Genomic DNA, 12,963 nt, shown 5'->3' with positions numbered 1-12,963 from the left:
GGTCAGCACCGCGATTCCCGTCCGCTCACCGGTCACGCTCGGGTGCGGGGAGGCCGAGCGCGTCCGCGCAGATCTCGGTGATCACGGGCCGCGCCGCCTCCGCCGTCGTCTCCTCCTGGTAGGTCAGGGAGAGTGTCACGAGCACGCCCAGGGCTCCGGTCACGCGCGCACGTCGGGCCAAGGTGCTGCGGTCGTCGAGGCGGAACATCTCCGACACGAGGTCGCCGATGCGCGCCAGGCCCGGTCGGAGCCGCTCGTCGGCGATGGGCGGGATGGATGCCAGCACCACCTGCGCCCACCCGCGATGGCGGAGAGCGAGGTCGGTGAGTCCCGCGATGCTCGCTCGATCTCTCTCGGGGCCGTCGTCCAGTTCGACGACGCGGTCGTGCACGCTCTCGGTCAGGCGCACGCACTGCTCCACGGCGGCATCGAGCAGAGCGTCCTTCGAGGGGAACCGCCGGAGCAGGCCCGTCTTGGAGAAGCCGGTGGCGTCGGCCACGGCCTGCACCGAGGTCTCGCGCGTTCCGCGTCGCGCCACCAGCGCGGCGGTGGCATCCAGGATCGCCTCGTCGATCTCCGCCGGCGTGGGGCGGACGCGGCGAACGGTGGTCACGCGCGCACCCGGTCACGGCGCTCTCGCGTCGCGAGCGCCGTGATGCCCGCGAGGGCCTCCCAGACGAGGATCGCGTAGACCGCCAGACGCTCCCACGCGCCATCGGGCAGCAGGGTGATGGCGGGGGAGTTCGAGTCGACGAGGAGCATGACCAGCCCGACGAGACCGACGACTCCGAGGGTGATCGACGCCGGGCCGAGCCACCGAGGGTTGTGCCGGCGCAGCGTGAATCCCGCCACGACGGCGGCGGCATTCCCCGCGATGATCGCCATCCCGGCCCCGAGGCCATGGAACACGATGAGCCCGTTGTCGGCGTTCGTCTGACTCCCGGGGAACACGCCGACGAGGATGATCCCGACCGCGTGGACGAGCGCCAGGGCGACGAAAGATCGGCGCGCGCCGGGTCGCCAGCCGCTGCTTCGCGCGGTGAGGAGCGCCGCCGCTGCGAAGAGCACGCCGTGCAGGATGAACGCGACGTTCATGACGACGTGCAGGGGAGAGTCGATGGCACGGCCCTGGAACGTCCCGACGTCGGGGACACCGAGGTCGCTGATGTAGTTCGTCGCGTACGAGTAGCCGGGGAAGACGGTCGCGCTCACCGCCTCCGCGACGAGGTACACGGCCGCCGCGATGATCCACAGCACGGCGCTCCTGGACTGAATTGGTCGCATGCGGACCATATTAGTCCGCTGGGACGCGGTCGATCCCCCCGCCGTCATCTCGCCGCGATTTTCCGTGCCGCCGCCACCGCGTTCGCGGCGCGCACCACCGCCTCCACTGTGGCGTCGAGCACCGACCCGTCGCGTCCGGCCGCCCACGCCGTGCCGTCGGGGTGGCGGTACTCGAGGAGGGTGAGGGCCTCGGCATCCGCTCCCGCGCGCAGCGAGGTCTGGTGCAGCGACAGGATGTCGAGCTCGATCCCGCTCGCGGAGAGCGCGCGCACGAGCGCGTCGACGGGCCCGGTCTCCGAGAGGCCGTGGTGCTCGGTGCCATCGACCGCGACGTCGACGTGCGTGCCTGCGCCATCGACCCGCAGCGACGAGAGGCGGACGGCGTCGCTCGACCCGGTCAGATACGCCCCGACGAAGATCGCCCAGACGTCGGCGGCCGCCACCTCGTCGCCGGTGGCGTCGGTGTGGCGCTGCACGTGGTGCGACAGGTCGATCTGCAGACGCCGGGGCAGCTCGACGCCGTACTCCGTCTCGAGCAGATACGCGACGCCGCCCTTGCCCGACTGCGAGTTCACGCGGATGACGGCGTCGTACGTGCGGCCGATGTCGGCCGGGTCGATCGGCAGGTAGGGCACGCGCCAGGCGATCTCGCGCTCGTCGCGGCCCTCGGCGACCGCGCGGGCGCGATGCTCGGCGAAGCCCTTGCGGATGGCATCCTGATGCGTCCCGCTGAATGCGGTGTGCACGAGGTCGCCGACGTACGGATGCCGCGCGGGCACCTCGAGGCGGTTGCAGTGCTCGACGGTCCGGCGGATCGCGTCGATGTCGGAGAAGTCGATCATCGGATCGACGCCCTGCGCGTGCAGGTTCAGGGCGAGCGTCGCGAGGTCGACGTTGCCGGTGCGCTCGCCGTTGCCGAAGATGCACCCCTCGACGCGCTGCGCCCCGGCGAGGACGGCGAGCTCGGCGCACGCGACGCCCGTGCCGCGGTCATTGTGCGGGTGCACGGAGAGGATCACCGCGTCGCGGCGGGCGAGGTGCGTGTGCATGTACTCGATCTGATCGGCGTACACGTTAGGGGTGGCGACCTCGACGGTGGCGGGCAGGTTCAGGATGACGGGGCGCTCGGGCGTGGCATCCCACAGCTCGGTCATCGCGTCGCAGACCTCGAGGACGTAGTCGGGTTCCGTGAGGGTGAAGACCTCGGGGGAGAACTCGAACCGCACGTTCGGGAGGTGGCCGGCGAGCTCCCACACGTCGTGCCCGCCGCGGAGGATGAGCTCTCGCAGCTCGTCGCGATCTTTCCCCAGCACGGTGTCACGCCACGTCGGAGCCGTCGCGGTGTAGAGGTGGATGACGACCTCGTTGCGGATGCCACGGATCGAGGCGATGGTGCGTTCGATGAGGTCGCGACGGGCCGGGGTGAAGACGACGATCGTGACGTCGTCGGGGGCGATGTCGGTCTCGGCGATGAGTCGGACGAAGTCGAAGTCGGTCTGCGAAGCGGACGGGTAGCCGACCTCGATCTCGGTGTAGCCCATCCGCACCAGGAGTTCGAAGTAGCGTCGCTTGCGTTCGGGGTCCATGGGTTCGGCAAGGGCCTGATTGCCGTCGCGCAGGTCGACGGGGACCCAGAGGGGTGCGTGGGTGATCCGCCGGGTGGGCCAGCGTCGCTCCGCATCACGCAGGGGGATCTCCACGCGTGAGAACACGTCGGTGTAGCGATGGGAGGGCATGCCGGAAGGGCGCTGCCGGTTCCAGGTGGGGGTGAGGGTGGTCATGTCGGGATTCCTTCGTGCGTCGGGGGAGAGACCGGCGCGACGTTCGGCTCCACGACGGGGAGCCGGTCTGACTAGGCCCCGTCGTGGCGACGAAGAAGGAGGAATCCGCGGAAGGACATGGGGAGACGGTAGCATAAGTCCTCAGACAAGTTGAGGAGTTTGAATGCCGGACCTCAGACGGGTGCCCCTCGCCGACCAGGCGGCCGACGTGCTGCTCGAGCGCGTCCGCGCGGGGGAGTGGGCACTCGGCGCCAAGCTCCCGGGCGAGACCACGCTCGCGCCCCAGCTCGGCGTCGGTCGCTCGACCGTGCGCGAGGCGATTCGCCAGCTCGCGGGCCGCGGTGTGCTCGACTCACGGCAGGGCTCGGGCGTCTACGTGACGGCGCTCGATGCCGCCGAGGACTGGGAACATGTCCTCCGCCGCGCCGACATCGCCACCGTCCTGGAAGCGCGCACCGCGATCGAGGTCGAGACCGCGGCGCTCGCCGCCCTTCGTCGCACCCCGGCCGATCTTCGCGCGATCAGACGTGCGCTGGCGACGAGAACGGCGCCGGGGCAGAGTGTCGAAGAACACGTGGATGCCGACATGCGCCTGCACCGCGCGATCGTCGTCGCCGCGCACAACGAGGTGCTCACCGAGATGTTCGACGGATTCGTCGCGCGCGTGCGCCGGGCGATGGTCGACATGCTGCGGCTCCGTCCCGTCGCTGATCATGCCGGTGACCACGCGGCTCACGCCGACATGGTCACCGCGATCGCGGATCGTCGCCCCGACATCGCCGCCCGGGCGACGCGCACGCACCTCGACGCCTTGAAGGCCGGATTCGCCTGAGCTCGAGGCCGCCGCCGCCTGCGCCGTTCGGTCACGGCGGTGGCGACGGGTCATCGCCCAGCAGGCGACTCACATACTCGCGGATCGAGAAGATGGCCTCTTCGCGTGTGCGACCGGCGTGGGGCCGCCGGGCGAGGTCGATCGCGATCTCGGCCATGATCGCCGTCGTCAGGAAGAGATCGGCCGTGTCGGCGATGAGCTCTTCGCCCTCACTGTGCTGCCCGACCCGGACGGCGAGCGTGGGAGAGCCCAAGACGGCCGTCACCCGGGCACGCTCTTCGGCGGTCGTCTCCCAGAACGGACCTCCCGTCGCGGCGCAGCGGTCCAGAATGTGGGCGAGGAGGTCGCGGGCGTCGTCGCGAGCCATGACGTCATCCTCGCCCGCGCGCCGACCGCCTCGCGACGCGGACTCGTCAATGGGGAGACAAGGGCTCCACTTCCGTGTGAGCAGCTTCCCTTCTGCACAGCGGTGGTCAGCCGGCGACGGGCACGGGAGGGGTGCTCCGGCCGCTGACGGAGCCGCTCAGCCCACGCGGATGCTTCCCGTGGCGGGATGCTCGCGCGGCATCCGGTCGCGGTCATAGGTGATGTCGGTGTACCCGTGCGGCGTGGGCTTGCCGTCTTCGCCGACGCTCACGAACACGAGGCGCTCGATCGTGAGGATGCGTTTGCGGGTGATCATGTTGCGGACCACCGCTCGCATGGTCAGGGACGTCCGCCCGAAATGCGTGGCCGTCAGGCCCATCTCGATGAGGTCGCCCTGCAGAGCGGAGGCTTCGAAGTTGATCTCCGAGATGAGCTTGGTGACCACCCGATAGTTGCCGAGCTGGATGATCGCGTAGATCGCGGCTTCCTCATCGATCCACCGCAGCAGACTGCCGCCGAAGAGGGTGCCGTTGGCGTTGAGGTCTTCCGGCTTGACCCATTTGCGGGTGTGGAAGTTGATGCCGTCTTCCGAGGGGTGCCACTGCGATGCCGTCACTCGACCACGCTACTCCGGCTGGCCGGGGGTCACCCGGGCCCATCGCTGGTGACGGCCAACAGGGTTGCGATGACGTCGCTGAGAGGGGTGGGGATGCCGTGGCGCCGGCCGAGTCTCGACACGACACCGTTGCGGGCGTCCCACTCCAAAGGTCGTCCGGCCTCGCGGTCGGTGAGGATCGAGGTGCTCATGTCGACGGGGAACGCCTGGAAGCGTGCCACGATCTCGGCCGGGACCGTGTCGTCGAGCTCCGCTCCCTCGGCGCGTGCGACGGCGAGGCACTCGCGAAGGTACGCCAGGGTCAACTCGGCGACGTCCGTGCGGGCGAACATGCCCGCCCGACGCCCCGTCAGCGCCATGAGTCCCGCGGCGGCGTTCTGCAACAGCTTCCGCCACGCGAGAGCGGAGAAATCGGGGGCGAGGTCGACCCGGCATCGGCTGCCGCGCAGCGCCTCGACGACACGCACCGACTCCGGTGACACCGGGATGCTCAGGTGCGGCTCGCCGCGGAGCTGCACCGTCTCGTCGGGGCGCGCCTGGGCGGGGAACCAGACCACGGAGGCGAGCGATGTCGCGCCCTCGGGAAGGAAGGGGGCGAGGGCCGCGGTCTGCTCGACTCCGTTCTGAAGGATGCACACGATCGTCCCGGGACGACACACCGCCGGAAGCCACGACGAGGCGGCCTCGGCGAGCTGGGTCGCTTTGACGGCCAGGAAGACGACATCGGCGGGCGCGGCCGATGTCGGATCGGTCTCGACGGGCCCCGGGACCCGGAGGAGTTCGCCGTCGATGCGCAGCGTGAGGTCGTCGCGCCGGGATCGCCCGTACAGACGGGGTGTGCGACCGGCCTCGTGCAGGACGGCCGCGATCGTCGTGCCGATCGCGCCCGGACCGATGACGGCGATCGTGTCCGCCCCGGTTTCCCTCGCTCGTTCGGTGTCTGCACTCACCTCGACCACGTTACCGAGGCGCCGGTCTGCTGATCTCCACCCGATCCCCACCCCCGAGGTGGAGGCGCGGGAACCGTGCGCGGACGAGTCTCGAAGCATGAACCTCGACACGCTCGCGAACATCGTCCTCATCGTCTTGCTCGTCGGCTGGCTCGGATACCGCCAGACGACATGGCGCCCCGTCGAGCAGTCGCGCCTCTGGCGAACGCCGCTGATCCTCGCGGTGCTCGGCATCGTCAACCTGGCCCGCGGTGACGTCGCGATCGGCGGCCTCGACGTCGCTGTGCTCGTGATCGAGGTCGTCCTCGCCCTCGGCGTCGGCGCATGGATGGGCGCGCTCGCGCACTTCCGTCCTCTTGATCGGCCCGTCACGGGTCGCCGCGGCGAGAGCGCGGTCGTCGAATCCCGCACCGGATGGTGGGGGCTCGCGCTCTGGGCGGCTCTGCTGCTCGTACGCATCGGCGTCGACGTGGCCGCGACCGCGATGGGCGCCCACGCGGTGACGGGTGCCGGGGTGATCCTGATGGTGTTCGCCGCCAACCGGGCCGCTCGCAACGCCGTTCTCGCCGCTCGTCTCGGACACCTTCCGGTCGCCGGTGCACGCCGCCCCGGCGCCGCCGCGCGATGATGGTGCCGTGACCGCCCGCCCGACCGCCTTCGGCGCCGCCCTGACGGCGTTCGGCGTCGCGCTGTGCGCCTGGGGTCTGCTCAGCGCGCCTCGCCCGCCGTGGGCGCTCGCCCTGGGCATCACGGCTCTGGTGGCGTGGGTGCTGCGTACGGCGCTCCTCTTCGCCCCGATTCGCGCCGCGCGCCTCACCCGCGCCGCCGCCCTGTGCGCCGTCGCCGCAGGAGCGCTCGCGGCGACGGGGACCGGGGCGAACTCGCTGATCCCGGCCGCCGTCTGCGTCATGGTGCTCGTCGCCGACGAGGAGGTGTCGCTCGTCGGGGCCGCGGTGATCGCCGGCGCAGGTGTGGCGCTGACCGCCGCGGGCGCCGTGCTGTGGCCGACGTCGGTTCCTGCGCTCGGGGGCATGCTCGCCGGCGTCGTCGTCGGCGTGCTCGCCGGGTTCAGCCGGCGTCAGGGCACGCAGGCCCGGCGCCGTGACGCCCTCCTCGCGGAGCGTGAGCGAGCGCTTCGGGAGGAGGCCGGCCGCAATGCGCTCGCGCGCGATCTGCACGACGTTCTCGCGCACACCCTGGGCGGGCTCGTCATCCAACTGGATGCCGCGGACGCCCTTCTCGAGGCGGGAGAGCCGTCGTCGGCGCGCGGCCGGGTGTCCGCGGCGCGCGAGTTGGCGGCATCCGGTCTCGGCGAAGCGCGACGGGCCGTGTCCGCTCTTCGGCAGCGGCCGGACGACGAGAGGGCAGCGGCGGAGGACACTCCGGTCGCGCCACCGGAGACCGAGAAGAGTCTCGACGAGCTCGTCGCGATGCATCGCGCCCTCGGCGGAGAGATCGCCTGGGAGACGACCGGCGTCCCCGTCCCGCTCGACCGGGCGCAGGCGACGGCGTTGCAGCGCGCCCTGCAGGAGGCCCTGAGCAACGCCCGTCGTCGCGGCGGGACGCCCCGTCACGGCGAGCCTCGACTGGCAGCCGTCGGTGGTGCGCCTCACCGTGGCGAACGAGACGTCGGAGGCTGTGCCGCCGGCGCCCTCGGACGCGGGCGTGCCGGAAGGTTTCGGGCTCCGCGGCATGCGTGAGCGCGTGGAGGCTCTTCCCCGGGGCGGAACCGTGAGGGTCCGACCCGCCGGCGGCGCGTTCGTGCTCATCGTCGAGGAGGCGCTGGCGTGACCGGCGATCCGCCGATCCGCGTGGTGGTCGCGGACGACCAGGCGATCGTCCGCGACGGGCTGGCCACGGTGCTCGACCTCTTGCCCGACGTGGAGGTCGTGGGCACCGCCGCCGACGGCGAGGAGGCTGTCGCCCTCGCCGTGCAGAAGCGTCCGGATGTCGTTCTCATGGACCTGCGGATGCCGCGCACGGACGGGGTGGCCGCGACGGCCCGGCTCGCCGTCGACGTTCCGACCGCGGCCGTGCTCGTGCTGACCACGTTCGCCGACGACGAGTCCATCGCGGCCGCCCTGGCCGCGGGGGCCCGGGGCTATCTGACCAAGGATGCCGGCCGGGCAGAGCTCGCCGCGGCCGTGCGGTCGGTCGCCCGCGGCCAGTCGACGTTCAGCGCCGAGGTGGGGGCCGCGCTCGTGGGGTCGTTCGTGCGCCCCCGGCGATCGGAGGTCGCCCCCGCGGACGAGCTCCTCTCTCGCTTCCCGCAGCTCACGCGACGCGAGATCGACGTCCTCGCGCTCGTCGCCGAGGGGCTGACGAACGGGCAGGTCGCGGAGCGGCTGTTCGTCGAAGTCTCCACGGTGAAGACGCACGTGAACGCGCTCTTTGCCAAGCTCGGCGTGCGGGATCGGCGTGCCGCCGTGGCTCTCGTCCGAGGCCGTGGTCCCGACGGTGCCGCTGCGCGCTCCGAGTGACGTCCGTTCTACGCTCCGGGCCGTGTCGACGCGACGAAATCGAGCTTGTCGAGCACGGGGTCCGGCAGGGCGAAGGGGTACAGGTCGTCTTTGCCCATCGAGCGGTTGACCATGTTGAGGGCGTTCGCCAGCGGCATCCAGATCTCCGTCACGACCGACCGGAACGAGACGGATGCCGCGTCGTCGGCGCCGTGTGAGAGACCGTACGCGTGCGCTGTCTCGACGGTGTCGGTGATGTGCAGGTAGTGCGCCCATGTCTCGGCGAAGTCTTCATAGGGGTGCATGGTGGCGTAGGTGGAGATGTACCGCTCGGGCCAGTCGGACGGCGGGCCCTCCGAGTAGTGGCGGTCGATCTCGGCCTGGTAGTCGGCCCGCTCGTCGCCGAACAGCTCGCGCGCCTCGCTGATCCGCTCCGTGCCCTCGACGAGGATCCACTCGAAGTAGTGTCCGCTCTCGTGGCGGAAGTGGCCGAGCATGGTGCGGTAGGGCTCACCCAGCTGCTTCTGCACGCGGACGCGGTAGGCGTCGTCGCTCTCGGCGAGGTCGATCGTGATGACGCCCTCGTCGTGACCGATGGTCACGTTCTCGGCGACGCTCGACAGCAGGTCGAAACACAGACCGCGCTCGGGATCCTGCGCCTTGCCGACGACCGGGAACCCGAGGCGATCGAGGTCGACGAGCAGCCACCTCTTCGCGCGTTCGGCGACCGGGTACTGCGACAGCCCCTTCGCGTCGGCGTCGTTCGGGCGCACGCGTGTGAGGTCGCACGCCGAGCACTGCCCTCCCTCGACGGGCGTGAGCCAGGTGCAGCCGGACAGGTCGAGGTTGCGGCACACGTGCCACACCCGCTCATCGGCGTCGACGTACCGACCCCGGTCGTCGACGGGGACGATCTCGCGCTCCTCGCGGGAGAAACCGAGGGGGGTGTGGCACGTGACGCACACCGAGTTCTCGAAGTACAGGGGGCTGCCGCACACACGGCATCGAAACGACTTCACGTTCCTGAGCGTGTCACGACGCCGGCTTGCCGGGGGGAGGGTTGCGGACGACGGCTCCCGGCCCCTCGGATCGATGTGAGCGCGGACCCGCTTCCCTACAATCATCAGGTCGACGCCGCCGCGTCGAGGGGACGAGCGAGGGGGAGCCGTGGCGCAGATCCCGACGCGTTCCCTCGTGCGGCGCGTGCTGGGGCACCCGGTTCTCTGGGCCGTCGTGTGCATCGTCGTCGCACTGCCGCTGCTCGGGACCGGCCACGACTTCTGGGGCTTCCTGCTGTCGTCGCTCGCGGGATGGGCGGTCGCGCACGCGGTCGTGCGTGCACTGTTCCGGACCCGCTCGACGGCTCTCTCGGTGGTCGTCCACGTCGTCCTGTCGGCTCTTGCCGGGCTGGTGCTGTTCGCGGTCGTGCAGCCCGGACCGTGGCCGGTGCCGGTCCCGCCGACGCTGCGGACCGCTCTCTCGTACGCGGCGATCACCTTTGCGGGCTGGATCTGGCTCGCCCTGATCAGCCGTGCGACCGCTGCCGTTCAGGCGGCCTCCGAGCGCCGTGCCGCTCAGCTCGTCGAACCCGAGTGGCGACGCGACGGCGACGCGTGGACGCTGCGTCTGCCGGTGGTCGCGCTGCGTCGCTCGACGTATCTCACCGTGTCGGCGATGCTCGGCGTGCTGGCGGCGAGCGCGATGGCGGTCTTCCTGCTCGTCTTCACCGATGTCGCCCAGCGCGTGGGGCCGATGGCACTGCTCCTGATCCTCGGGTGGACCGTCGGGCTGCCGGTGTCCCTCGTGGTCCGGGCGGTCGCGCGGTCACGGACGGTGGAGGTGGACGTGCGGCTCGGCCCGGGCGGCGTGCGCGTGCGCCGGACGGACGGCCGCACGCTGATCGACGCGCCGCTCAACGGCATCCGGACCCTGTTCGTGTCCTCCCTGAACGCCCCCACCAGGATCGTCGTCCGCCCGGCCGAGGGCACAGGCCTGGTGCTGCTGGTGGGGATGGCGCGTCGACCGGCGGGGTCCGCTCCGACCGTCCCGGAGCTTCCACCGCGCCTCGTGCGCATGCTCGAGGGGGCGGGCCTGGAGGTGTCGTCGGCGCGACGGAACCGGACGGGCGAGGTGACACTGGCGCGGGTGTGACGCGCGGTGGGCTGCGCCCGCCGGCGCGGGTGCTCCCGCGGATAATGGCGGGATGACCACCGCCCGGATCGTCGTCCTGTTCGTCGTGGCCGCCGTGGCCGAGATCGGGGGTGCCTGGCTGATCTGGCAGGCCGTTCGCGAGAACCGCGGGTGGTGGCTTGCGCTGCTCGGCATCGTCGCGCTCGGCGCCTACGGGTTCTTCGCGGCGCTGCAGCCCGACGCGCACTTCGGGCGCGTCCTCGCCGCCTACGGAGGAGTGTTCATCGCCGGCTCGCTGGCGTGGGGGATCGTCGTCGACGGTTTCCGGCCGACGACATGGGACTACGTGGGTTCGGCGATCGCGCTCGTCGGTGCCGCGATCATCGTCCTCGCGCCCGGCCAGCAGGCCGCGGGGGAGATCTCGTGACGGATGCCATGCCCCGGCGGTCCGCGCCGGGCGGGGCGGCAGACCCGGAGGCCCGCCGCCCGCTCCGCCGTCACTCGTAGCGCAGAGACTCCACGGGATCGGCGCGTGCGGCCCGCGCCGCCGGGAGCGTCCCCGCGAGGAACGCGATCCCCATCACCGCGAGGGTCGTCACGAGGATCGACACCGGGTCGAACGCGATGAGCTGCAGCCCCGGCAGGTCGCTGAACAGGCTCGCCGCGAGCTGAGCGCTCACCGCGGTGCCCACTCCGATCGCGATGACCGCGCCGAGGGCGCTGCCCAGCAGCCCGATGAAGATCGCCTCGAGACTGAAGAGCGAGAAGATCCGGCCGCTGCCCATGCCCATCGCCTTCATCAGGCCGATCTCGCGGGTGCGTTCCTGCACCGACATGAGCAGGGTGTTCACGATGCCGAAGCTCGCCGCGAGCAGCGCGATGATCGCGAACGCGTTGAGGACCAGCACGATGCCGTTGATCACCGACTCGAACGTGCCGAGCTGATCCGCGACCGTCGTCCCCGTGTACCCCGCGTCGCTCAGCGCGGTCTTCACCTGGTCGATCTGCGCGGCGGTCGCCGTCGACGACACCGTCGCGCTCGCCGAGGCGTAGCGGTCGAGCTGGTCGGCGGGAACCCCGGTGTTCTGCAGCGAGAACAGGGTCTTCTCGAGTGCGGAGTTCGTCGTGAGCGAGGTCGTGCCGCCGAACGCGTCCTCGGTCACTCCGCTCACCGTGGCCTCGACGAGGTGCTGCGTGCGCACCGGGTCGGTCACCGCGATCGTCACGGTCGCTCCCACGGCGTCCGCCGCGTCAGCGAAGCCGAGAGGCGTCACCAGAGCGGACGGGAGCGCGACCTGCAGGGCGTCGGAGCTGTCGTCGGGTGCGGTCCCGTCGGCGATCTGCGGAGTCTGCCCGGCGACGAGGCTCCCCACCTGGGCCACGTACGGGTCGCCGCCGGCGGCCTCGACGTAGTCGATCGACACGGAGGTCACGGGCACGACCTTCTCCACGCCCGCGATCTCCGAGATCGCCGTGATGTCCTGATCGGTGAGGGCCGTCACCTCGCCCCCGCCGCCGGGGCGTCCTCCGGTCTGATGCGCCGAGGCGACGGCATCCGGGTCGTACTTCTGCGGGCCGCTGGAGGTCGTCGCGGTCGTCTTGGTCACGGTCAGCACATCGGTGGCCCCGATCGAGGAGACGGTGCTGTCGATGAACGCGTTGATGCCCGTGCCGAGGCCGTTCGTGATCGTCAGGGTGAACGCGCCGACGAAGATCGCGAGCACGGTGAGGACGGTGCGGGTCTTGGAACGGAAGGTGTTCGCTACGGCCGTGGCGACGAGGTCGAGGGTTTTCATGCGGCGCTCCGTTCGTCGGCGACGATCACGCCGTCGCGGATCTGCACGCGCCGATCGCAGCGCGCGGCGAGGTCCTCGTCGTGGGTGACGACGATCAGGGTGATGCCGTGCTCGCGGTTGAGCCGGAACAGGATGTCCTCCACGACCGCGCCGGTGGCGGTGTCGAGATTGCCGGTGGGCTCGTCGGCGAAGATCACCTGCGGATCGTTCACGAGGGCGCGCGCGATGACCGCGCGCTGCTTCTGCCCGCCCGACAGGGCGGTGGCCTTGTTGCGTGCCTTGTCGCCCATGTCGAGCTCGGCGAGCGCTGCTTTCCCGCGGCGGGCGCGTTCCGCGCGACCCACGCCGGCGATCTTCAGCGGCAGCACGACGTTGTCGAACACCGAGGCGCTGGGCGTGAGGAAGAACTGCTGGAACACGAACCCGAACGTCCGGTTGCGGGTGCGGTTGAGCCGACGACCGCGCAGGGTCGTGGCATCCACTCCGTCGAGGCGGACGGTGCCGCGAGTCGGCGCGTCCATCAGAGCGAGCAGGTGCATGAGCGTCGATTTGCCCGATCCGCTCTTGCCGACGATCGCGACGCTCTCGCCGCGATGGATGTCGAGATCCACCCCGCGAAGGGCCTCGAAGCGCGCGGAGCCGCGACCGTAGGACTTGTGCAGATCGGTGACCGAGAGGAGCGGGGGAGGAGGGTCGGATGCCATGCCCTCACCCTCGCTCGACGGTGTGCCGTGCCGCGTCCCGCCGGT

The 12,963-nt window shown here is 71.1% G+C and carries 15 protein-coding genes; 6 read left to right on the top strand and 9 right to left on the bottom strand.

The genetic code is table 11. The features are described from left to right. Positions 1-25: 25 nt before the first annotated feature. The 3 genes from PIR02_19285 to PIR02_19275 are packed head-to-tail and all read right to left on the bottom strand — an operon-like array spanning position 26 to position 3,065. Positions 26-613 (bottom strand): helix-turn-helix domain containing protein, encoded by a 588-nt coding sequence (locus PIR02_19285; GenBank protein ID WZH36866.1) that lies wholly within the window; start codon positions 611-613, stop codon positions 26-28. Continuing rightward, a complete protein-coding gene (locus PIR02_19280) occupies positions 610-1,284 on the bottom strand; it encodes a DUF998 domain-containing protein (protein WZH36865.1) in 675 nt (224 codons plus the stop codon). Before PIR02_19280 ends, PIR02_19285 begins: the two co-directional genes overlap by 4 nt. A gap of 44 nt (positions 1,285-1,328) precedes the next feature. Next, the gene (locus PIR02_19275; protein WZH36864.1) at positions 1,329-3,065 is read right to left on the bottom strand and encodes a 2-isopropylmalate synthase; all 1,737 of its coding nucleotides are present in this window, start codon (positions 3,063-3,065) and stop codon (positions 1,329-1,331) included. Positions 3,066-3,228: 163 nt separating this feature from the next. On the opposite strand from PIR02_19275, the gene PIR02_19270 reads away from it, so the two are divergent. Further along, a complete protein-coding gene (locus tag PIR02_19270; protein ID WZH36863.1) occupies positions 3,229-3,897 on the top strand; it encodes a FadR/GntR family transcriptional regulator in 669 nt (222 codons plus the stop codon). 31 nt (positions 3,898-3,928) lie between these two features. Here the strand turns inward: PIR02_19270 and PIR02_19265 are convergent, their stop codons facing one another. The 3 genes from PIR02_19265 to PIR02_19255 all read right to left on the bottom strand — a co-directional run bounded on the left by PIR02_19265 (position 3,929) and on the right by PIR02_19255 (position 5,829). Continuing rightward, positions 3,929-4,264, bottom strand: a complete 336-nt coding sequence (locus PIR02_19265; GenBank protein ID WZH36862.1) for a hypothetical protein — start codon at positions 4,262-4,264, stop codon at positions 3,929-3,931. 156 nt (positions 4,265-4,420) lie between these two features. Further along, positions 4,421-4,879, bottom strand: coding sequence for a hotdog domain-containing protein (locus PIR02_19260; GenBank protein ID WZH36861.1), 459 nt, complete (start codon positions 4,877-4,879; stop codon positions 4,421-4,423). Positions 4,880-4,908: 29 nt separating this feature from the next. Next, entirely contained in the window at positions 4,909-5,829 is a 921-nt protein-coding gene (locus PIR02_19255; protein WZH36860.1) for an oxidoreductase, read from the bottom strand. A gap of 97 nt (positions 5,830-5,926) precedes the next feature. Here PIR02_19255 and PIR02_19250 point away from each other — a divergent pair, with 97 nt between their 5' ends. The 3 genes from PIR02_19250 to PIR02_19240 all read left to right on the top strand — a co-directional run bounded on the left by PIR02_19250 (position 5,927) and on the right by PIR02_19240 (position 8,309). Next, on the top strand, positions 5,927-6,457 hold the full coding sequence (locus PIR02_19250) for a hypothetical protein (GenBank protein ID WZH36859.1): 531 nt from the start codon (positions 5,927-5,929) through the stop codon (positions 6,455-6,457). Between the two features lie 7 nt (positions 6,458-6,464). Beyond that, positions 6,465-7,529 carry a histidine kinase gene (locus PIR02_19245; protein ID WZH36858.1) on the top strand — a complete coding sequence of 355 codons (1,065 nt, stop codon included), beginning with the start codon at positions 6,465-6,467 and terminating at the stop codon, positions 7,527-7,529. An 87-nt stretch (positions 7,530-7,616) separates the two neighbouring features. Further along, entirely contained in the window at positions 7,617-8,309 is a 693-nt protein-coding gene (locus PIR02_19240) for a response regulator transcription factor (protein ID WZH36857.1), read from the top strand. An 8-nt stretch (positions 8,310-8,317) separates the two neighbouring features. Here the strand turns inward: PIR02_19240 and PIR02_19235 are convergent, their stop codons facing one another. After that, the gene (locus PIR02_19235) at positions 8,318-9,307 is read right to left on the bottom strand and encodes a putative zinc-binding metallopeptidase (protein ID WZH36856.1); all 990 of its coding nucleotides are present in this window, start codon (positions 9,305-9,307) and stop codon (positions 8,318-8,320) included. Positions 9,308-9,455: 148 nt separating this feature from the next. Between PIR02_19235 and PIR02_19230 the strand changes: the two genes are divergently transcribed. Together PIR02_19230 and PIR02_19225 are read left to right on the top strand one after the other, a co-directional pair. Continuing rightward, entirely contained in the window at positions 9,456-10,439 is a 984-nt protein-coding gene (locus PIR02_19230) for a hypothetical protein (protein WZH36855.1), read from the top strand. 52 nt (positions 10,440-10,491) lie between these two features. Next, positions 10,492-10,845: a YnfA family protein gene (locus tag PIR02_19225; GenBank protein WZH36854.1), complete on the top strand. Its 354-nt coding sequence runs from the start codon at positions 10,492-10,494 to the stop codon at positions 10,843-10,845. 70 nt (positions 10,846-10,915) lie between these two features. Here PIR02_19225 and PIR02_19220 read toward each other — a convergent pair whose 3' ends face one another. Both PIR02_19220 and PIR02_19215 read right to left on the bottom strand, forming a co-directional pair. Then, a complete protein-coding gene (locus PIR02_19220) occupies positions 10,916-12,214 on the bottom strand; it encodes an FtsX-like permease family protein (protein ID WZH36853.1) in 1,299 nt (432 codons plus the stop codon). Continuing rightward, the gene (locus tag PIR02_19215; GenBank protein ID WZH36852.1) at positions 12,211-12,918 is read right to left on the bottom strand and encodes an ABC transporter ATP-binding protein; all 708 of its coding nucleotides are present in this window, start codon (positions 12,916-12,918) and stop codon (positions 12,211-12,213) included. Before PIR02_19215 ends, PIR02_19220 begins: the two co-directional genes overlap by 4 nt. Positions 12,919-12,963: the final 45 nt, after the last annotated feature.

This window comes from Microbacterium enclense, from assembly GCA_038182865.1.
In the GTDB taxonomy this organism is placed as follows: domain Bacteria; phylum Actinomycetota; class Actinomycetes; order Actinomycetales; family Microbacteriaceae; genus Microbacterium; species Microbacterium enclense_B.
Note: the sequence above shows the minus strand (reverse complement) of the source record. Positions and strands in the feature narration are given on the sequence as shown.